We start from the raw sequence: 20,186 nt of genomic DNA on the forward strand, positions 1-20,186 counted from the left end.
CCAAACGCTTCTGCATGCTAGGCAAAGACGCGTCTCCATGCCAGATCGACATCGGGATGCATGGTGTTGCCCACTCTGCACCAATGAAGTGACGCCGGAGCGTGATCGGTTGCATCGCGCGCTTGGCGAATGCGGTGACGCAGCGGATTGGTTCCGATGAGGAACGGGAAAGTGTTCCGATACAGGTCTACCTGCGTGCGCGGCCGGCTCTTAGTATCAAGGTACGGCAATGCGCCTGATCAGGGATGCAAACGAGTCATCGATTTCGATCACGCTCGACGCTTGAACCCTGATTCGTGATTTTCCGCCGCTGATGACGTGCCACGAATGCAACGGCAATCGCTCCCGAAAGACGGACTTCGGGTGGGACCGGCTTTGCCTGCGATCCGGAAGACCGCGACCCACACTTCGACCTGCGCGTGCAAGAGGCCCATCAGCGACGCGCAATGCAACGCACATGCGAAATCGGAGGCTTGCGATGGAAACGTTGGATATCGATCGGCTGACGATTTCGCAGGCGCCGATCCGGACTGATCCGCGCATCGAAGCGGGCGCTCATCTCGTCAGTGACCGCGACGGCTATGCGCACCACGGAATCTATGCGGGAAACGGCCTGGTTATCCACTATGGCGGCTTTCATGGCTCCGCCAGGCGGTGCCCGGTGGAATGCGTGCCGTTGTGCCGCTTCGCGGCGAACAAGGGCATTCGTGTTCAGCCTGAACCGGATGCCGCCTATACCGGAATGACCGTCGTCGAGCGGGCCAGGTCGCGCCTCGGTGAAGACCGATACCAGCTTCTGACGAACAACTGCGAACACTTCTGTACGTGGTGCGTGCGGGGTGTCGGGCGCAGTGAGCAGGTACGGCGCGGCTTGAGGAATCCGTGGATGGGCATCGCGACGCTGTTCGCGTTTGCGACCGAGGTACTGGCTGCTCGCGCACGCACGACGTTGCGTCGTCGCGATGACATGCCCCCGGGCCTTGCGGCGCGTGCGCGGATGCCGGACCGAACGCGAATGGCGATTTTTCTGCAAACGGCTTTGTTGGCCTACTACTTGACGAGACGGGCAATGCGTATTTTTTCAATCGCCGTGCGACACACGCCGCGCGTGTTCAAGGCGGGTGTACCGGCGATCGTCGCGGCCGGGTTGTCGGCGTGCGTGAATTACGCCGGCATTCATGGCGACGCGGCGATCGCCGATCCGCGGCAGTACCTGACGCAACAGAGTCTCCCGTTCGAGCAGGGGCATTGGCCCACCGTCGATTGGGCCGACCAGTTCGGCGACGGCCAGCTCAAGATACTGGTCGGGGAAGCGCTGAGAAGCAGCCCGACGCTCGAGCAGGCACGTGCGCGCGTGGCGGCCGCGCAGGCTTATAGCGAATCTGCACGGGCAGGAACGATGCCGCGCGTCGACGCCAGCTACGCGCTCACACGCCAGCAATTTTCAGGAACGGCGCTCGTTCCACCACCGTACGGGGGCTCATGGCAGACGGAGAACCGCGGCATCCTCGGTGCGTCGTATGAGCTCGACCTCTGGGGCAAGAAGCGCGAGGCGCTGAAAGCGTCGGTGTCCAGGCTTCAGGCGAGCCGCGCCGACGCGGAAGCGGTCAGGCTGACGCTCACGACTTCTATTGCGCGCACCTATAACCAGCTCGCCTGGCTCTACCTGTTGCGGGACATCGCGCAACAGGAGATCGCCCGGCGCGAGCAGATCGATCGAATCACCGCCGGTCGGATCGCGACCGGGCTCGACACGGAGGTCGAGCGGGAGACCGCACGCGCGAATCTCGCGACGAGCCGCGCGACGATGAAATCGCTCGACGGCCAGATTCTCACGACACGCTATGAGATCGCCGCGCTGCTCGGCGCCGGTCCCGATCGCGGCCTGCAGATCGAGCGGCCGGTGCTCGGCACGGGAGACGACGTCCGCCTGCCCGACAATCTGCCCGCGGATCTCGTCAGCCGGCGCCCCGACATCGTGGCCGCCCGCTGGAGCGTCGATGCGATCGCGCACGACGTGAAGGAAGCGAAGGCCGAGTTCTATCCCGACATCAACCTGAGCGCCGCGATCGGGCTCGACGCGTTCGGCTTCGGGCGCTTCCTGACGGCGGCGAGCCGCACGGCTTCGGCGGGCCCGGCGATCCACCTGCCGATCTTCGACGCCGGTGAGCTTCGCGCGCAACTGAAGGGGCGCTATGCCGATTTCGATAGCGCAGTCGCAACCTATAACCAGGCGCTCGTGACCGCGTTGAGCGACGTTGCCACACAAATCGCCGGCGTGCGCTCGACGGATGCGCAACTGGTCGACGCGCAGACCGCGCAGCAAGCCGCGTTGAGAGCCGCCGGGCTGGCGCTCACGCAGTACAAGGCCGGCCTCACCAATCAACTGACCGTGTTGAATGCGGACGTCAACGCGTTTTCCGCCGATCAGCGCGTCGCGACTCTGCGCATGACGCGCCGCGATCGGCAGATCGCGCTGGCGTCGGCGCTGGGCGGCGGCTTCGTCGACACGTCGTTCGCGGACTCCGGCGCCGCGGCTCGCGCCAATGGGCCCGTATCCGGCACGCCTGCCGTCGCCGCCCGCTGAGCGGTTATCCATCGAATCTGCCTGGAGAATTGAAATGAGCGAAATCAACCCGCCGGTTCGCGAGCCGGTCGATACCGCCCGCGTGAATCACGATCCGTCGCCGTCGGGGGGCGGAGAGGTCGCAGGCGAACCTGCTACGCGGCGGCGTGGGCTGCTGCTGGCGCTGCTCGGTGTGGCGGTCGTCGCGTCGTCGATCGCGTATGGCGTGTACTACCTGACCTATGCGCGCTACCACGAGTCCACCGACGACGCATACGTCAGCGGCAACCTCGTGCAACTGACGCCACAGGTGGCGGGTACCGTCGTCGCGGTGAACGCCGACGATACGCAGATCGTGAAGGCGGGCGATCCGGTCGTCACGCTCGACAACGCCGATGCGACCGTCGCGCTCGGTAACGCCGAAGCGACGCTGGGCCAGACCGTGCGGCAGGTGAGCAGCCTTTACGTGAACAACGACCTGTATGCCGCGAACGTCGCCCAGAAGCAGTCCGATCTGGTTCGCGCCGAGGACGATCTGCGCCGCCGCCAGGCCGTTGCCGATACCGGCGCGGTGTCGGCCGAAGACATCGCGCATGCGCGCGACACCGTGGCGGCCGCGCGGGCGGTGCTCGATGCCGCTCGCCAACAGGCGGCAGCCAACCGCGCACTGACCGGCCGCACGACGATCGACCAGCATCCGAACGTGCAAGCCGCCGCGTCGAAGGTGCGCGATGCGTATCTCGCGTTCGCGCGCAACGTATTGCCCGCACCGGTCACGGGCTATGTCGCGAAGCGTTCGGTCCAGGTCGGCCAGCGTGTGTCGCCGGGCACGCCGTTGATGGCGATCGTTCCGCTCGACGGTGTCTGGGTCGACGCGAACTACAAGGAAAGCCAGTTGCACAGCATGCGCATCGGTCAGCCCGTCACGCTGACGGCCGACGTGTATGGCGGCAAGGTCAAGTATCACGGCCGCGTCGTCGGCTTTTCGGCGGGTACGGGCAGCGCCTTCGCGAGCTTGCCGGCGCAGAACGCGACGGGCAACTGGATCAAGGTCGTGCAACGCCTGCCGGCGCGCATCCAGCTCGACCAGAAGGAGCTCGAAGCGCATCCGCTGCGTATCGGCCTGTCGATGGAGGTCGATGTGGATACGCGCGACGACACGGGCCCGCAGCTCGGCGCGGCAATGAACACGTCGTATCGCACCGGCGTGTTTGCCGAATACGGCGCACAGGCGGATGCCGAGATCGAGAAGATCATTGCGCGAAACGTCGTCGTCGAGCACGCGGGGTCGACGGGGCCTGCCGGATCGCCGACGGCTTCCGTCAAGCGCGACGCAAGCGCGATGCGCGACACGACGCGGCGCGCAAGCTGAACCGTCCACCCGGTGCGCGTCGTCGTCGCGCGTCGGTCGATCCAATCGTCCGACTGGCCGGATCGAGATGCCGGCACGGTCGATACTTCAGAGTGAAAGCGAGATGAATGCCTCAACGCCACCCGCACCGCCGCCGCTGACGGGCGGCAAGCTGGTCCTTGCGACCATCGCCGTCGCGCTCGCGACGTTCATGAACGTGCTCGATTCATCCATTGCGAACGTCGCGATTCCGACGATCTCGGGCAACCTCGGCGTCTCCGTCGACGAAGGCACGTGGGTGATCACGCTGTTCTCGGCGGCCAATGCCGTCGCGATTCCGTTGACGGGCTGGCTCACGCAGCGCGTCGGACAGATCCGGTTGTTCGTGGCCGCCATCGTGTTGTTCGTGTTCTCGTCGTGGTTGTGCGGCGTCGCGCCGAACCTGCTCGTGCTGCTCGCCGCGCGTGTCTTGCAGGGCGTCGTCGCAGGGCCGCTGATTCCGCTGTCCCAGGCGATCCTGCTGGGTTCGTATTCGAAGGAGAAAAGCTCGACCGCGCTGGCGCTGTGGTCGATGACCGCGACGGTCGGCCCGATCGCCGGGCCCGCGCTGGGCGGCTGGATCACCGACAGCTACAGCTGGTCGTGGATCTTCTACATCAACATTCCCGTCGGCCTGTTCGCGGCCGGCGTGACGTGGATGATCTATCGCGACCGCGAGACGCCGGTGCGCAAGCTGCCGATCGACAAGGTCGGGCTGATGTCGCTCGTCGTGTGGGTCGCGACGCTGCAGATCATGCTCGACAAGGGCAAGGATCTCGACTGGTTCAATTCGCCGGTGATCTGCGTGCTGGCCGTCATCGCCGCGATCAGCTTCCTGTTCTTCCTGATCTGGGAATTCACGGAGAAGAACCCGATCGTCGATATCCGCCTCTTTGCGGTGCGCAATTTCCGCGGCGGCACGATCGCGATTTCAGTCGCGTACGCGGTGTTCTTCTCGAACCTCGTCATCCTCCCGCAATGGATTCAGGGCTACCTGGGCTATCGATCGGTGGACGCGGGGCTCGTGACGGCGCCACTCGGGATCTTCGCGGTGCTGCTTGCACCGTTGATGGCGAAGATCATGCCGAAGTCCGATGCGCGGGTGCTGGCAACACTGGCCTTCCTCGGTTTTGCGGGCGTGTTCTTCATGCGCTCGCATTACACGACCGGGGTCGACCCGTACACCCTGGTGCTGCCGACCTTGCTGCAAGGCATTCCGATGGCGCTCTTTTTTACGCCGCTTACCGCGATCATCCTGTCGGGGCTGACGCCCGACAGGATTCCGGCGGCGGCCGGCCTGTCCAATTTCGTGCGCGTGTTCGCGGGCGGCGTCGGCACGTCGTTGATCGCGACGGGGTGGAACGACCGGACGATCCTGCATCATGCCCGGCTCGCCGAGCAGTCGAGCGTGAACAATCCCGACTATGCGAGCGCCATCGCGCAGCTCCACGCGACGCTCGGCGGCGGCATGGATCAGGCGGCGGCGTTTTTCGAACGCACGCTGAACGCGCAAGCAGCGATGCTCGCGCTGAACGATATCTTCTGGCTGTCGTCGATCATCTTCATCGTCATCATCCCGCTGGTCTGGCTCACCAAGCCGGGCAAGGGTGGCGCAGGGGCAGCGGCAGGGGCGCACTGAGCGAGGCCGCTTCGACGCGCGCGGGGGCACTCGAACGCCGTCGAGCCGGGTTATGCCAACGACTACACGCACGCGTGATCGTACTGTCGCGTTACTTCTGGTGCCGCGCGTGCGATTTTCGGTTGCAGGACGCGGACGCCGGCCGAGTCACCAATCATGCCGGTTCGGCCTGCGTCTGCGCTCGCTCGAAACTGTGGAGCCGCGAGCACTGCATTGAGGGCGGCCTCTGCCAGTCGCGGGCGATCAATCGGAATCCGGGCCTGGGACGGCGCGCGCCGATAGCCTGAAGCATCAAAAGGTTCATGCTGTCGAGGGCGGCGCGATGCCCGTTTCGCCGACGCGTTGTTCGACATCGGACACGAGCAGGGCCCCTCAGGAGCGACGGCTGGATCGCACGCGCTTTGCTTCCGCTGTTGTCGGCTGTATAAGGCTGGACTAGACGAAACAGACAGCGTCAGATCGTCTGACTCGGTTCGGCCATCTACGGCCATTCAAGCGGCTGCTTCGTTCCAAAGAATGGGCAGTCGTGCTCGGATCGAGCGATGAACCGATCGCGCATACGGCACCACGGACTGTTGCAGCAGTCGGAGTGAAGGGGCCCACCCAAACTCGCGCAGCGCGTTGCGGCGCTGCCTTTGGCGCGCGGCTTGCTTGTCACACTCTCGCAATGACCGCTTCATTGTCCGCACGAATTTCATCCTTGTGCTTTCTGCCCGCATCGTCAACTGAAACAGCGTCGGACAACGACGGCGCGAGCACGTTTTCCCATTTCGCGACGGCGGCCGAGGCGACCGCATTACCCAGCACGTTGGTCGCCGTGCGCCCCATGTCCAGGAAATGATCAACGCCGATGATAAGGAGCAGCCCGGCCTCGGGGATATTGAACTGGCCCAGTGTTGCGGCGATGACGACCAAGGAGGCACGCGGCACTCCGGCCATGCCTTTGCTGGTCAGCATCAGGATGGCAAGCATCGACAACTGCTGCACGAACGACAGATGAACGCCATACGCCTGCGCAATGAACAGAGTGGCAAATGTGCAGTACATCATCGTGCCGTCGAGATTGAACGAATAGCCGATCGGCAAAACGAAGCTCGCGATACGTTCGGGGACACCGAAACGGACCAGTTGTTCCAGCATCTTCGGATAAACGGACTCGCTGCTGGCCGTACTGAAACCGATCAGCATCGGCACGCGCATGAAACGCACAAGCGAAAATACCCTGCGCCCGAACAACACGCCACCGGCCAATACCATCAGAAGCCATAGCACGATCAGGCTTCCGTAAAATTCGCCCATGAACCGGCCAAAGGTTACGAGAACCGACACGCCGCGCGTCGTCACGACGTTCGCGATCGCCCCGAACACCGCGAACGGCGCGAGCGCCATCACATAGCCGGTCACTTTCAGCATGACGTGAGCGACCTGGTCGAGCATGCGAACGACGAGTTGCGCCTTGTCGCCCAGCGTCGTAAGCCCGACGCTGAAGAAGGCGGCGAACACCACGATCTGCAGGATTTCGTTGTTCGCCATCGCCCCCACAATGCTGCTGGGCACTAGATGCGCCACGAATTCCTTGGGCGACAGCCCGCTCGTGCTCAACCCGGTCGAGGCGTTGATCGCGGGCAACGGCAGGTTGAGCGCACTGCCGGGCTTCAACCAGTTGGCGATCAGCGCGCCCAGCGCGAGCGAGATGAACGACGCGAAGAGAAACCAGCCCAGCGTCCTGATCCCGATGCGGCCCACCGCGCGCACATCGCCGATCTTCGTCACACCGATGACGAGTGAGCAGAACACGAGCGGGGCGATGATCATCTTGACCAAGCGCAGAAACACGTCGGCGAGAAGCGAGAAATAGCTGCCGACCTGGTTGGCTGCATCCGCATTGGGCAGCATCGCGTGACAGGCAACGCCGGTTGCGATGCCGAGCACCATCCCGGCAACAATGCGTGCAGCAAGAGGTAATTTCATGAGTGTCTCCAAGCGAATCTTTGACAAACGACATTGACGAGAGGCGTCACGCGCCAAGCCGCAGGTAAGCCATATGCGCGACGGCCGCGTCCTGCAGGGCGATGCCGACTGCCTTGTAGATCACGATGTCGGTGGCGTCCCATGCGCGCTGCTCGTCTGCGCCGATGACGGACGAAAGGTCCACCATCGTCCTGCTCTCGATCACGGCACGCGACGGGCGCAGCAGGTCGCCCGTTTCGAACGGCGTCTGCTGCATCCAGTCCACGACGACGCGCGAGGCCGCGAGCAACGACGCGTCGTCGAGTTCGCGTTGATCGGGACGCGTCGCGCCGATACTCGCGACGAATGCACCCGGTCGTAGCCATTCGCCGCGTATGACCGGTTCGGAAGCACGCGTTGCGACGACAACGATGTCGGCGGCGGCGCACGTGTCGGCATCGACCACCGACACGTTGAGACCGAACCGATGCCCGAGGCTGTCGGCAAGTGCGTGCGCGGATACGGCATCGCGGCTGTGAATCATCACTGCGCGCAATCCGGCTCGTCCGGCCAAGGCCTCGGCATGAGCACGCGCCTGCACGCCGCTGCCGAACAGTCCGAGGCTTCGGCTCCCCGGACGCGCCAAATGTCGGGCTGCGAGCGCGGTGGTCGCGGCCGTGCGCACGCCCGTGATCGCATCACCCTCAAGCATCGCGAGGAGCCCGCCATCGACGAGCGAAAACAGCGCGATGTAAAAGCGGAACTGACCGTCGATCGTCGTGTACATCTTTATCGCCGCGACCTTGGCCAGGCCCAGCATTGCACTCATTGCGCTGAACTTCACGTCGGACAATCCGATGCGTGCGCGAGGCTGAACGGCCGCCGTGCCGTTCTGCAGGTCGAGATAGGCATCGCGAATGGCGTCCGATGCGAGGCGCACGTCGAGCACTGCCGCGATCTGGTCGTTGGTAAAGATCTTCATTGCTGCGGCTCCAGCATCATGCTTTCGACTGCGCCGCTGATCCAGCAGCCCGCGTCGGCGTTGTCGGGGTCTCGCATTTTGACCCGGATGCTGGACGGCTTTCGCATCGCGTACCCTTGATGCACGGTCATGCCCGGTGCGCCATGCGCGAGCAGGCCGTAGTGCAACGCACCGTAGAGGGTCGCGGCCGCGGCGATACCCGTCGCCGCATCTTCCGGATACCCGGAAGAGCGCGGAAACTGGCGCGCGTGCGCCTCGAGAGGTTGTGTACGCTCGACCGCAAACGGATAAAGGCCCGTCGATTCGAGCTGGTCACATAGCGCCTGCACCTTTTCGAAGGACGGCGTCAGTGCATGAAGTCGCTGCACCGAGCGAATCGGTATCAGCGTCTTGGTCCGGCTCGTCGTGGCGTTGACAATGCTGAGAGCATCCAGATCGTCAGCATCGATGCGCAGCACATCGCATATCGCGGCATGCAGCCGCGCGTCTTCGATCGAGTGCACGATACCTTTGGGCTGGCTCACTTCGATGGATTGCGTGCTTTCGTCAAAGCGAGCGTCGACGATGCCGCTCAACGTCTCGAGCGTCGCGACGCGGGATGTCCAGCGGCCAAGCCGCCGCAGAAGCCACAATGCGCCAAGCGTCGCATGGCCGCACATCTCCATCTCGTGGTGGGGGACGAAGAAGCGCAGGCAATACGCGTTGGCCGTATTGCTCGGTGCGCACACGAATGCGCTTTCGTGGCCGTAGCGCGCGGCAATCGCCTTCATCTCGTCCGCGGACATGGCATCCGCATCCAGTACGACGGGCGCGGGGTTGCCGCCTCCCGGCCCCGCGGGAAAGACGCGCACGAAATGCAGATCCCCGTGAGGGCGCAACGCGAACGTTGAGTTGGGTGAGTGAGGCAACAAGGAAAGGTCGTTTTCAACCGACATGAACGGGCTCCGGCGTGTAAGTGACGCCAGCATGCCGAAGGGGAAGCGATGTTTCGCCGCCTGTCGGGCCACGACAAGCGCACAATCGGGCCAATTGCGCGTCCGGCCCAGCGCGCGGGAGTCCGCGCACCCCCGTGTTTTCCCCGAGAACCGGGGCGGCGGCCGGGTGTGCGAGTGCCCGGCCTACATGCACGGAAGTTTGAAACGCTATACTGGGCCGTCCCGTTAATACAGCGGTGCACGAGTCCCGCTATAGCCGGCGGCTACCCACCGTATGTGGCGCCCAAGGGTAATTTCGTGAAGCACTATCCGACCGCCAGTACCCATTTGTCCGAAGATCGCGTTGCCGATGTCCGGCAGGTTTCGATCGGCGATTACCGCACGCAGCCGCACGAACATGACGAGTACATGTTTTTGCTGCCGCGTACGGGCCAACTGATCCTGAACGTTGAATCGAACGCCTCGCCTTTGCGCGTGGCGCCGATGTCGTTTGTCGTGGTGCCGCCGCGGCGCCTGCATGACACGCGCGGCTATCGGACGAAGCAGGAACATGTCGCCGTCTATGTGGCGAGCGATTTCGTCGCGTACTGCGAGCGCAAGGCGCAAAGAAGGCTGTCGTGCGCGAAGATATCCATCTGGTCCGCACCGTTGCCGCTGCTCAACGCGGTGCGTCTCGCCACCGACACAGCTCAGCGCGACGTCGACGAACTCGCCGCCTATCGCAAGGAACTGACCAACAAGACGTTGGCGGCCACGTGCATCGAGGCGGGGTTGAGCTCGGACCATCTTCCGGTGACGCCTGCCGACGCTCGCCGCGAATTGGTGAAAGACATTCGGGCGTTTCTCGACTCGACACTCGATCAATCAATCGGGCTCGATCGCGTTGCCTACGAGTTCGGGCTGTCGCGGCGCACGTTGACGCGCATGTTTCGCGACGTCACAGGTGAATCCATCGTCGACTATCAATCGCGGCAGCGTGTGCGCCACGCGTCGCTGCTATTGCAATCACCCGGCATGACGGTCGTCACGGCGGCGGCAGCGGTCGGTCTCGATTCACCGTCCTATCTCGCTCGCCTGTTCCGAAAGTACGGACAGGCGCTACCGCGATCCTTCAAGGCGTGACCTCGAGTCGCACATGACATAAGCGCCGAGACGGCTCGACATCACCGGACCTATTTGCTGAAGACTAAGTGCGCCGGCCACGCGCCAGCTTAGCGTCCGTCACCTTTCGCAGGAGGTCGGTCATTCGTCGTCGCTCCAGGCGTCGCCGCTTGAGCGACTGACCGTCGGACTTCTTCCGAGAACGTTCGTTGCCGATGAGGCGAGGCGAATGACGGTAAGGGATCGATCACGGCCCTTGATGAAGTGACATCCAGGCAATCTCGGACCTGATCTGATGCCGACCGAGAGATCAGGTCTAGACTTGAACGTGTCAGCCGATCGCCGCATCGTGCATGGCGAGCATCGGCTCGACGTCGAAGCCCGCGGCGCGCCATGCATCGATGCCGCCTGCAAGCGGCAACGCCAGCTTGATGCCGCAAAGCCGCAACTGCCTGGCCACCGACACGGCGGACCCTTCGTCGGGGCACGCGCAATAGATGACGAGTGTCCGGTTCGTTCCATGGCGCTCCATGATCTGCCGGGTCTTTCGTTCATCGCCGACTACCGCGCCCGGAATCACGAATGGATCGAGCGTCCTTCGCTCCGCGGAGCGGATATCGACCACGATCGGTCGCGGATTGTTCGCGAGCAATGCATGCAATTCGCCCGCACTGATCCGTGCCTTGCCGAGCGCGCTTGCCAGCATGAGCCTGCGGCAGTAGCGGTACAGGAGATACAGCACCGGAACGATGCCGGCGACGATGAGCGCCTGCCAGCCAAGACGGGCGACAAGCGCGAAAAGCACGTCGATCTGCGAAGCGAACAGCGTGCCGATCGCCAGCCCGATCGACGCCCACAGTGCAATGCCCGCACAATCGTGCAGGACGAAGGAGCGCAACCTGACGGCCATCGCACCGCATAGCGGAACGGCAACGAGCGACAGGCCGGGCACGAACCTCGCGACGATGAGTACGCGAACGCCCCAGCGCCCGAAGAAGCGCTCCGTCGTCGTGACGCACGCTTCGCGCGACTGCGACAGCTTGCAGACGGTGTGAAGCGTGCGCTTGCCATACCGCTTGCCGCCGTGAAACCAGACCAGGTCGCCGAGAAAGCCGCCGATCACGGCGGCGCCCAGTATCGTCGCGAAATGCAGCAACGTCGACGACGTCGCATGCGTGACGAGCGCAATGCCTGCCCCGACCGTAATCAAAGTCGGCATAGCGGGCAGAGGCAGGCCGAGTGAAGACCCGAGCACGTTCAGGAATACGACCAACGTGCCGTACCGTGCAATCATTTCATGCGACATCATGGTGCTCTCCTTGAGGCTCGCACATACCCGATCTCGAAGATCGTTCCTTGCTCCGCTTGAACCTGCCTGCCCGAAGCCGGCGTCGCGTCGGCGGCCACCCTCACCGCAACCGTTCGGCGCGGCAGCGAGTCGCTACGTATTACCTGGCAATCGACGGCTCTTTGTCATGCGGGTGATTCGCTGCCGGAGCAGCGTCGGTGCGCTGGCCACCCGTTTCGTCGACGTCCTGCCGGTAGCGGTGCACGTCCCGCGTGACGAAGCCGATTTCGCGGTTCGGGATATCGAACCAGTCGGGATGCCCGAACGAACGCCGAATATCCTCGAGGCCGCTCGCCCAATGCTCGCGCATCGTGTCCTTGCTGAACTCATAGTCCTTGTAGTGCCCCTCGAACACCTTGTTCTTGTAGATCAGGTGCACGACGTTCACTGCGCTGCCATCGGCCGTCTTCTGTGCCTCCCGCAACAACGGGTGCGCAAGCCGCACGTGTTCGGGAATGTGCTCGAGCAGCGCCTTGATCATCTGCGCATGCTTCTGGTTTTGCGACATGAACGCGGTGATGGCACGCGTGCGGCTCGAATACTGAATGTCCTTGGTGCGCTCGCTGACATCGAGGAAATCGCCCGGCAGCTTGCCGCGCGAGCTCCACAGATCGATCTGGAAAACGAGCGTGTCCTTGTGCTGGCTTTCCCGGATGATCTCGGTCAGCGGCGTGTTGGAAACCAGTCCGCCGTCCCAGTAAAACTCGCCATCGATCTCGACGGCCGGAAAGCCCGGCGGCAGCGCGCCGGAGGCGATGAAATGTTCCGGCTCGAGACGCATTTTCGAATTGTCGAAATAGACGAGATTGCCCGTTCGCACATTGACCGCACCAACCGATACGCGAATGTTTCCGTCGTTGATGCGAGCGAAGTCTGCGTACCGCAACAGCGTCTCACGCAATGCCGACGTGTCGTAGTAGCTGACCTGATCGGGGCGCTTCCTGCCGAGCCCGGCGAAAGGCCCATGCGTGCGCGGGGCGAAGAACCCGTCCTGACCTTCCATCAACGTGCGCGTTGCGGCCCAGGCGCTCGTCCACCTGCGCCCGATGTCTTCAAGACCGGGCCACGCCGACATGCAGGCGCCGAAGTGCGAGAACGGATCGGTCGGCTGGCTGATGGTGTTCCAGAAGCCACGCAGTGCTTCCGTTCGATCCGCGGGCGCGTTGCCGGCGATGATCGCCGTGTTCAGCGCACCGATCGATACCCCGGCGATGCGCGTCGGTTCCACGCCGACCTCGGCCATACCCTCGTATACGCCGGCCTGGTATGAGCCGAGTGCGCCGCCGCCCTGCAGCACGAGCCCGATTTCGTCGTAGGCGGGGAGCTTGATGCGATGGGGCTGCTTCAGCTTGTTACGCTGGCTCGAATGCATGATGTTCTCCTTACTGCATGAACCAGCCGTGGCTGACGACGATCGATTGCCCGGTGAGCGCGCTCGACTCGAAGCCGGCCAGGAACGCAACCGTGTTCGCGACATCGGCCAGCGACGTGAATTCGCCGTCGACCGTCTCCTTCAGCATCACGTCGCTGACGACCTGCTGCTCGGAGATCCCGAGGGCCTTCGCTTGCTCGGGGATCTGCTTGTCGACCAGCGGGGTTCTGACGAATCCCGGGCACACGACATTGGCGCGCACGCCACGCGGCCCGCCTTCTTTCGCGACCACCCGCGCGAGACCGAGCAACCCGTGTTTCGCGGTCACATAGGCGGATTTGAGCGGCGAGGCCTCGTGCGAATGCACCGAGCCCATGTAGATCACCGTGCCGCCCTTGTTCGATGCATACATATGCCGGATGGCGGCCCGGGTCGTCAGGAATGCACCATCGAGGTGGATGGCCAGCATCTTCTTCCAGTCGGAAAAGGCGTAATCCTCGATCCGGTTGACGATCTGGATGCCGGCGTTCGACACGAGCACGTCGATTCCACCCAGCCGGCTCACCGTTTCGGCCAGCCCCGCGTCGACGGCTTCCTCGCTGGTGACGTCCATGGCGATCGCCAGCGCATTGCCGCCGTTGGCGACGATGTCGTCGGCGACCTTTCGCGCTGCTTCGACATTCAGATCCGCGATCACGACCGTCGCGCCGTCCGCCGCGAGCTTGCGCGCGCACACTTCGCCGATACCGCTTGCCGCGCCCGTCACGAGCGCGATCTTGCCATTCAGTGCCATACGTCCTCCGGGAGCCTATTGGTTGACTGCGAGTTTCAGCGACTCGGCAGGGGCGAGATAGTCGTAAGCCACTTCGCCGATATCGAGTGTGAGATTTGCAATGAGGTGGCGGGCGCCGATCACCTTGCGAACCGGCAGATCGGCAACCGATGCGAGTGCGTGCGGATGCAGCTCGAGCGCGGCAGGCCCTTCCCATGCGCCGATCACGTCGACATCGCGCAGGAAGAAACGCACCAGTTCGCAAATGCGGGCCGAGCCATCGACGTGCGGAATGACCTTGAGCAGGTAGTTGGGCGTGTCGGCGAGCTTGCGGCGCTCGGCCGCCGTGTCGAGCGCGCGATACTTGAAGCCCATCGTTCCGGTGGCAATGCGCTGCGTGCCGTAGTCGAGCGTGCCGAGCAGCGTGTCCTTGCCATCGACGCGGAGCGTCGGCGACGCCAGCTTCTTGGGAAATCCCCAGATCTCGCGTCCGGCCGCGATCGGGCCTTCGTCGTCGAGGTACATCGCGTGCGTGAAATTGGCACGATTGCCATCCTCGTCGAGGACGGAGATCACCTGGCCGCTCTCCGTGTAGTCGCCGAATCCCGACGAATCCGGCATGCGAATGAATTCGTAGTGGACGATCGCATGGTCAACCGTCAGCGGTTCCGGAACGACGGCCCGGAGCGCATCCATGTCCGTCTCGTACGAGATGATGAAGTACTCGCGATTGATGAAACGGAAGGGCGGGCGCGGATACGCCGGGTTGTGCACGGGCATCGCAAAGGCGTTGTCGCGGATGTCTTCTTCGGTCACGGGTCGTTCCTCGGTTGGTGAAGTGCTGTGTCATACCCGTCGCGACAGCCTCGGCCGACGCGGCGAATGACGGGCGAACGCGCAACGCGGCGCAGAATTGCCGCGCGAGGTCGCGCGTTTCTCTTGCGGTGTCCGGTTTGTTCACTGATGAGTTCGGCAGCGCGTACGGCCACCGTCAGCACCAAGCGTAGGCGATGTGGCCTTGCGGCAGTAGCGTCGCAATGGACCTCATCATGTTGTCTCGGCGACAACAATCGAAGACAGGAGGCGCGGCGGCACGCTACCCGTCAGGGAGGTGCCGGATTCGCTATAGCGCGATGACGGTGTGGCTCGACGATGCGACGGCATGCTCCCCGAACATTGCCTTCAGGTCGCGCTCGATCGTGCCGCACAGCGTCGAGATGGGGACGTCGTTCGCGCCGCCTTCGAAAGGGTTCTCCGTGCTTTCGCCGACCTGGTCGAGCGACGTGTACATCCACGACACGGCGACACTGCATGGCACGACCAGCCAGACCATGTTGCCGTGCATGAAGCCGCTCACGCTGTCGTTCAGCCGGTTGAATTCGTTCAGAAGACCGAACGGAAGCGACAGGCAGAAAAATCGGACGAACAGGGAGCTGACGGTCGCGTATTGACGTGGATAGGGAAAATTCTTGAAGCGTTCCGATCGGGACTGGAGGTCAATGAAGTCTCCGATGGTTTTCTCAAGTTCCATGTAGAAACTCGTGTTCAGGTGGCCGGCAAGATGAAGCATCCTGAGCGAAGTGCCCTGCAGGCTCAGCACGCATGTCGTGATGGAGGCAGAAGAGAGCGCCTGTTCCGCTTCGGACGGGGACAAGTACTTCGGCAACAATTCCTTGATGTCGTTTTCCCATTCCGGCACGCGGTAGAAGCGGCGGTACTCCGCGTTGTAGCGCTTGTTCGTGCTTTCCCAGATACGAGGACGGCGCAGGTCGTATCGCAGTGCGGTGAGCCACGCGAGGTGTCGATAGACCAGCGTTCGGGCAATCTCTTCGTCCTTCACGAAGTCGCGCGTGATTTGCCCCCAGCGGCGGCTCTTGCTCAGGATGCCGGTCCAGATTTCCAGTGCGTCCATTGCCCGGTTGTACGTCTGGACGTTCTTGAAGCCGACGATGAACGACGTCGCGGTTCCGAGCAGCGCCACGATCGTCAGGGGGATCGACAGCCATGTGACGGAAAAGAACTGATACAGAACGACCGGGACGGAACCAAAAATGAGGAGTTCGTATATTTTCCAGCGCGTCCAGATCAGAAATTCCGATAGCTTGTACGATTTCCCGAGATGCATTTTATTTGCCTCATCGATAGCTCAGGTGGGTGACGAGTGCGGCGCTTGGGTCACGCGCGATCTTTCGTCACGCATCATGCCTGCGATCGATTCGGCCGGGATGTGATCGATTGGTGCCGAAGAGGCAACACCGTGAGCACGCTTGCGGATCTACTGCGCAATGCCGCGTCAACCTACGATGACCTCGCGCGACGACGTTTGCATTTTGCCTGCCTGTCTGGCTTGCAACCGGTATCCGTCGACATCGCAATTTTCCAACCGAGGGCAATCATCATGTCGCAGAAGATCTTGATAGTGGGTGCCGGTTTCGCTGGCGTGTGGGGCGCACTGGGCGCAGCTCGCGTGCTGGATGGTGCCGGTGTGACGGGCAGCGACGTCGAAATCACGTTGATCTCGCCGAAACCGGAATTGCAGATCCGGCCGCGGTTGTACGAAAGCGAGCCGCAGCGCATGGCCGCGCCGCTGCTGCCGTTGCTCGACGCCGTCGGCGTGAAGTTTCTCGAGGGTAGTGTCGAAGAGATTGCCGTTCAGGAGAAGACGGTGAGCGTGGCTTGCTCCAACGGCCAAAAGCGTTTGCTCGCGTATGACAGGTTGCTGTTGACCAGCGGCAGCAGGCTGGGCAGGCCGCCGGTACCGGGGCTGGCAGAGCACGCGTTCTCGGTCGATCGTATCGAGGACGCGGTCGCGCTCGATGAGCACTTCGCTGCGCTGGCGAAACTGCCGGATTCGCCGGCACGCAATACCGTCGCGGTCGTGGGCTGCGGCTTCACGGGTATCGAGGTCGCCACCGAGTTGCCGCATCGCTTGCGCGAACGGTTCGGCCCGGACGCGGCGATTCGCGTAGTCGTGATCGGCGCGCAGGCCGAAATCGGCCCGGATCTCGGCCCGAATCCCCGGCCTTACGTCGCGGAAGCCTTCGACTCGCTGGGCATCGAGGCCGTACTCGGGTCGCGCGTCGTGTCGGTAGGGGCGGACGGCGTTCGCACCGCGTCGGGCACGCATATCGAAGCCATGACCGTGATCTGGGCGGGCGGCATGCAGGCCAGCCCGCTGACGGCGCAAGTCTCGTCGCATCTCGACCCGCTCGGACGTGTCGAGGTCGCGCCGGATCTGCGTGTCGCCGACGCGCCGCACGTGTTCGTGGCGGGCGACGTGGCGCGAGCGCGCAGCGACGATGAAGGGCACTATGCATTGATGTCGTGCCAGCACGCGATCGTGATGGGGCAATTCGGCGGGTACAACGTCGCCGCGGATCTGATCGGTGTGCCGACGCTGAAGTACACGCAGCCGTTCTATGCGACATGCGTCGACCTGGGCGAGTGGGGCGCTGTTTACTCGGAAGGCTGGGACCGTGAGATCAAGCTGACGCACGCGGAAGGAAAAGCGCGCAAGCAAATGATCAACACGCAATGGATCTATCCGCCTGCGCCGAATCGCGCCGAGGCGCTGGCGGCAGGCAATCCGCAAGTCTCCTTCGGCTGACCTGCCGGTGCCCCCGCACGTGTCGCGCGTGGCTCGGCGGGGGCAGCTTGGCACGCGGCAGCGGCACTGAACGTCTTCCACGGGCGAGACGCCGCTGCCGCGCGGCAGGCAGCGAGTCAGTCGACGACGGTCACGATATTGACGGTGCCTTGTCTGGCCATCTTTGCATACGGGCACAAGCGCTCCGCGGTTCGAACCATCTCTTCCGCGATGCTGCGATCGATACCGGGCATCCGGACCCGGACATCGACGAGCAATGCATAGCCGCCGTCCATGGGGTCGCGGCCAAACGAAACCTGCACGTCCACGACCGTATCGGTGATCTCCATGTCGGCGCGTTTCTCGAGCAGGTTCAGCGCACCGTGGAAGCACGCGGCGAAGCCCGCCGCGAACAACTGCTCCGGATTGGTTCCGTTGCCGGGCCCGCCGAACTCGGTGGGCAGGCGCAGATCGACGGCGAGATTTCCGTCGTCCGAGCGGACCACCCCGGATGCGCGGCCGTGCCCCGTCTCGCCACCGGTTACGGTGACAGTCGTCGTATACAGAGGCTGAAAATCCCGGCCCCGATACCGGTCGAGGAGGGAAAGCGGAGGGGCCTGCAGCTTCTTGTCATCCATGATGCGTGCTCGAGTTCGACGACGCGCTCCGACCCCCGGTCATTCATTCGTCGAAGCGTCTTGCGGCGGGGGCTGCACTGCCCGGGCAGATGGCGTCTTCAAGAAATGGGGTGGGGCGAACGATCGTGTGAAGAATGCGACGTTCTTCCGGTGCAGCCCGATTTGGGTTCGTCTACGGGAGAAAGACGCCCCCATGCTAGAGGAGCGCGAACGGCGACGGTATGACTGTCCAGGGCGATTGTATGTTTCCCGTTGGACACCAATCCGGACTCCGGCACGAGGGTCGCCGCCACGCATTCCCACGCGCCGCCCGGCGGCACCGGTTGCCGATGCACACCGATGTACGCCGTTGCGGCGTGACGCGTCAGCGGTCCAGGCAGCCCCGCAGTATTTGTGCAAGACGGCACGCTTCGTCGGCATCGGTGATGTTCGCGAACCCGATGATGAGGCCGCGCGGCGTTTGCTGCGTGAGGCTGTTCGTATACCAGATCGAAAGCGGCAGGACCGCGAGCCCCGCGTCGCGGGCACGCGCCGCAACGGCGACGTCGTCGACCGGCCCGTCAGGCCCCTGCGTGAACTGCACCGCGAACTGGATGCCGCCAGGCGGCAATTCGACGATGAGCCGCTCGCCGAACGCCTGCCGCAATGCGTGCACGATCAGCGTGCGGCGCTCACCGTACAGCGTACGCATCCGCTTCAGATGCCGGGCAAAGTGCCCCTGTTCGATGAAATCCGCCAGGGCCGCCTGCAAGAGCGTCGGCGAGCCCGCATTCATGCTGCATGCCACGCGTTCGACGCGCTCCACCGCGCGCTCCGGCACGACCGTGTACGCGAGCCGCAAGCCGGGGTACATCGCCTTGCTGAAGGTACTGCAATAGATCACGCGATCGCGCCGGTCGAGACTCTTCAGCGCCTGCAGCGGGCGGCCGACATAGCGAAACTCGCTGTCGTAGTCGTCCTCGACGATCCAGCCCGACGTTTTCTCAGCCCAATCCAGCAGCGCAATGCGCCGGGCGAGCGACAGCGTGTGCCCGAGCGGGCTCTGGTGCGACGGCGTCACCAGCGCGAAGCGTGCCTGCGCGTCCAGTTGCATGCCGCGCTCGACGTCGATCCCTTCGGTGTCCACTGGCACCGGAACGAGTTGCACGCCGGTCTCGGACAGGAAACTGCGCGCGAGCAGATAGCCGGGATCCTCGAACCACACACGGTCGTTCGGACGCGCGAGGCTGCGCAGCACGAGTTCCAGCGTTGCGCGATAGCCGCCCGTGATGAATACCTGTTCCGGCATGCAGGTCACGCCGCGCGACAGCGTCAGGTAGGTGGCGATGTGTTCGCGCAACGGTCGGTAGCCGGCCGGATTCGGGTAGCCCAGCAGTGCGCGTTCGCCACTGCTCGCGCGCAGCGAAACGAGCCGGTGCCATACCTTGCGCGGAAATGCGTCGAATGCGGGAAGCCCGGGTTGCAAAGGACGCGGCTCGCCGCTCATCGCGACGGCGATCGGCTGCGGACGCCGCGGCGGCTGACTGTCGCGCGACATACCCGGCGCCTGGAACAGGTCGGCATCGTCGGCACGCTCAGGCACCGGCCGCGTCACCGATTTCGGCAGGGACGGCGATACGAACGTGCCTGCCGCGCCGCGCATTTGCAGATATCCCTCGTCGACCAGGATCGTGTAAGCCTGTTCGACGGTGCCGCGCGCCGTGTTCAGTTGCGTCGCGAGGCCGCGCAATGCGGGCACGCGGTCGCCGGGACGCAGATGACCCGCGGCGATCGCGGTTCTGAACCGCTCGCAGATCTGCAGATAGATCGGCAACTGTTGTTGCCGGTCGATCTCGATGGTCAGTGGGGGCGTTTGCTCAGGCATCACGGTCTCGTGGGTAACGGAGAGTGGACAGCGCATGGACCAG

General features: G+C 63.8%; 15 protein-coding genes. 5 read left to right on the plus strand and 10 right to left on the minus strand.

Annotated features, from left to right (window positions below; translation table 11 throughout):
- Positions 1-478 precede the first annotated feature (478 nt).
- The 3 genes from G3O06_RS02315 to G3O06_RS02325 all read left to right on the plus strand — a co-directional run bounded on the left by G3O06_RS02315 (position 479) and on the right by G3O06_RS02325 (position 5,595).
- Entirely contained in the window at positions 479-2,587 is a 2,109-nt protein-coding gene (locus G3O06_RS02315; RefSeq protein ID WP_205814817.1) for an efflux transporter outer membrane subunit, read from the plus strand.
- A gap of 34 nt (positions 2,588-2,621) precedes the next feature.
- Positions 2,622-3,938, plus strand: coding sequence for an HlyD family efflux transporter periplasmic adaptor subunit (locus tag G3O06_RS02320; protein WP_205814818.1), 1,317 nt, complete (start codon positions 2,622-2,624; stop codon positions 3,936-3,938).
- A 103-nt stretch (positions 3,939-4,041) separates the two neighbouring features.
- Positions 4,042-5,595 carry a DHA2 family efflux MFS transporter permease subunit gene (locus G3O06_RS02325; RefSeq protein ID WP_174997542.1) on the plus strand — a complete coding sequence of 518 codons (1,554 nt, stop codon included), beginning with the start codon at positions 4,042-4,044 and terminating at the stop codon, positions 5,593-5,595.
- Positions 5,596-6,249: 654 nt separating this feature from the next.
- On the opposite strand, the gene G3O06_RS02330 is transcribed toward G3O06_RS02325, so the two are convergent.
- The 3 genes from G3O06_RS02330 to G3O06_RS02340 are packed head-to-tail and all read right to left on the minus strand — an operon-like array spanning position 6,250 to position 9,462.
- Complete coding sequence (locus G3O06_RS02330) at positions 6,250-7,566, minus strand: dicarboxylate/amino acid:cation symporter (protein ID WP_174997541.1); 1,317 nt, start codon at positions 7,564-7,566, stop codon at positions 6,250-6,252.
- A gap of 46 nt (positions 7,567-7,612) precedes the next feature.
- Positions 7,613-8,527 carry an ornithine cyclodeaminase family protein gene (locus G3O06_RS02335; protein WP_205814819.1) on the minus strand — a complete coding sequence of 305 codons (915 nt, stop codon included), beginning with the start codon at positions 8,525-8,527 and terminating at the stop codon, positions 7,613-7,615.
- Entirely contained in the window at positions 8,524-9,462 is a 939-nt protein-coding gene (locus tag G3O06_RS02340) for a PhzF family phenazine biosynthesis isomerase (RefSeq protein ID WP_205814820.1), read from the minus strand. The genes G3O06_RS02335 and G3O06_RS02340 overlap by 4 nt, the downstream gene beginning before the upstream one ends.
- Before the next feature lie 174 nt (positions 9,463-9,636).
- Between G3O06_RS02340 and G3O06_RS02345 the strand changes: the two genes are divergently transcribed.
- Positions 9,637-10,584 (plus strand): AraC family transcriptional regulator, encoded by a 948-nt coding sequence (locus G3O06_RS02345; RefSeq protein ID WP_346779478.1) that lies wholly within the window; start codon positions 9,637-9,639, stop codon positions 10,582-10,584.
- A gap of 310 nt (positions 10,585-10,894) precedes the next feature.
- On the opposite strand, the gene G3O06_RS02350 is transcribed toward G3O06_RS02345, so the two are convergent.
- The 5 genes from G3O06_RS02350 to G3O06_RS02370 all read right to left on the minus strand — a co-directional run bounded on the left by G3O06_RS02350 (position 10,895) and on the right by G3O06_RS02370 (position 16,180).
- The gene (locus G3O06_RS02350) at positions 10,895-11,872 is read right to left on the minus strand and encodes a VTT domain-containing protein (protein ID WP_205814821.1); all 978 of its coding nucleotides are present in this window, start codon (positions 11,870-11,872) and stop codon (positions 10,895-10,897) included.
- A gap of 139 nt (positions 11,873-12,011) precedes the next feature.
- Complete coding sequence (locus tag G3O06_RS02355) at positions 12,012-13,283, minus strand: patatin-like phospholipase family protein (RefSeq protein WP_174968801.1); 1,272 nt, start codon at positions 13,281-13,283, stop codon at positions 12,012-12,014.
- A gap of 10 nt (positions 13,284-13,293) precedes the next feature.
- Positions 13,294-14,076, minus strand: a complete 783-nt coding sequence (locus G3O06_RS02360; RefSeq protein WP_205814822.1) for a 3-hydroxybutyrate dehydrogenase — start codon at positions 14,074-14,076, stop codon at positions 13,294-13,296.
- A gap of 15 nt (positions 14,077-14,091) precedes the next feature.
- A complete protein-coding gene (locus G3O06_RS02365) occupies positions 14,092-14,871 on the minus strand; it encodes an acetoacetate decarboxylase (protein ID WP_205814823.1) in 780 nt (259 codons plus the stop codon).
- 307 nt (positions 14,872-15,178) lie between these two features.
- Entirely contained in the window at positions 15,179-16,180 is a 1,002-nt protein-coding gene (locus G3O06_RS02370; protein ID WP_205814824.1) for a bestrophin family ion channel, read from the minus strand.
- Positions 16,181-16,453: 273 nt separating this feature from the next.
- Between G3O06_RS02370 and G3O06_RS02375 the strand changes: the two genes are divergently transcribed.
- Entirely contained in the window at positions 16,454-17,662 is a 1,209-nt protein-coding gene (locus G3O06_RS02375) for an NAD(P)/FAD-dependent oxidoreductase (RefSeq protein ID WP_205814825.1), read from the plus strand.
- A gap of 116 nt (positions 17,663-17,778) precedes the next feature.
- Here G3O06_RS02375 and G3O06_RS02380 read toward each other — a convergent pair whose 3' ends face one another.
- Together G3O06_RS02380 and G3O06_RS02385 are read right to left on the minus strand one after the other, a co-directional pair.
- Positions 17,779-18,279: an Ohr family peroxiredoxin gene (locus G3O06_RS02380; RefSeq protein WP_205814826.1), complete on the minus strand. Its 501-nt coding sequence runs from the start codon at positions 18,277-18,279 to the stop codon at positions 17,779-17,781.
- 364 nt (positions 18,280-18,643) lie between these two features.
- Positions 18,644-20,143, minus strand: a complete 1,500-nt coding sequence (locus G3O06_RS02385) for a PLP-dependent aminotransferase family protein (RefSeq protein ID WP_205814827.1) — start codon at positions 20,141-20,143, stop codon at positions 18,644-18,646.
- Between the last annotated feature and the right edge of the window lie 43 nt (positions 20,144-20,186).

Origin of the sequence: Burkholderia sp. Ac-20345 (assembly GCF_017104825.1) — a bacterium.
Taxonomy (GTDB): Bacteria; Pseudomonadota; Gammaproteobacteria; order Burkholderiales; family Burkholderiaceae; genus Burkholderia; species Burkholderia lata_B.

Coding starts and splice junctions, on each gene's coding strand:
- G3O06_RS02360 (WP_205814822.1), bottom strand. CDS start 14,076: ATGGCACTGAATGGCAAGATCGCGCTCGTGACGGGCGCGGCAAGCGGT.
- G3O06_RS02340 (WP_205814820.1), bottom strand. CDS start 9,462: ATGTCGGTTGAAAACGACCTTTCCTTGTTGCCTCACTCACCCAACTCA.
- G3O06_RS02350 (WP_205814821.1), bottom strand. CDS start 11,872: ATGATGTCGCATGAAATGATTGCACGGTACGGCACGTTGGTCGTATTC.
- G3O06_RS02385 (WP_205814827.1), bottom strand. CDS start 20,143: ATGCCTGAGCAAACGCCCCCACTGACCATCGAGATCGACCGGCAACAA.
- G3O06_RS02335 (WP_205814819.1), bottom strand. CDS start 8,527: ATGAAGATCTTTACCAACGACCAGATCGCGGCAGTGCTCGACGTGCGC.
- G3O06_RS02370 (WP_205814824.1), bottom strand. CDS start 16,180: ATGCATCTCGGGAAATCGTACAAGCTATCGGAATTTCTGATCTGGACG.
- G3O06_RS02380 (WP_205814826.1), bottom strand. CDS start 18,279: ATGGATGACAAGAAGCTGCAGGCCCCTCCGCTTTCCCTCCTCGACCGG.
- G3O06_RS02355 (WP_174968801.1), bottom strand. CDS start 13,283: ATGCATTCGAGCCAGCGTAACAAGCTGAAGCAGCCCCATCGCATCAAG.
- G3O06_RS02325 (WP_174997542.1), top strand. CDS start 4,042: ATGAATGCCTCAACGCCACCCGCACCGCCGCCGCTGACGGGCGGCAAG.
- G3O06_RS02320 (WP_205814818.1), top strand. CDS start 2,622: ATGAGCGAAATCAACCCGCCGGTTCGCGAGCCGGTCGATACCGCCCGC.
- G3O06_RS02375 (WP_205814825.1), top strand. CDS start 16,454: ATGTCGCAGAAGATCTTGATAGTGGGTGCCGGTTTCGCTGGCGTGTGG.
- G3O06_RS02315 (WP_205814817.1), top strand. CDS start 479: ATGGAAACGTTGGATATCGATCGGCTGACGATTTCGCAGGCGCCGATC.
- G3O06_RS02330 (WP_174997541.1), bottom strand. CDS start 7,566: ATGAAATTACCTCTTGCTGCACGCATTGTTGCCGGGATGGTGCTCGGC.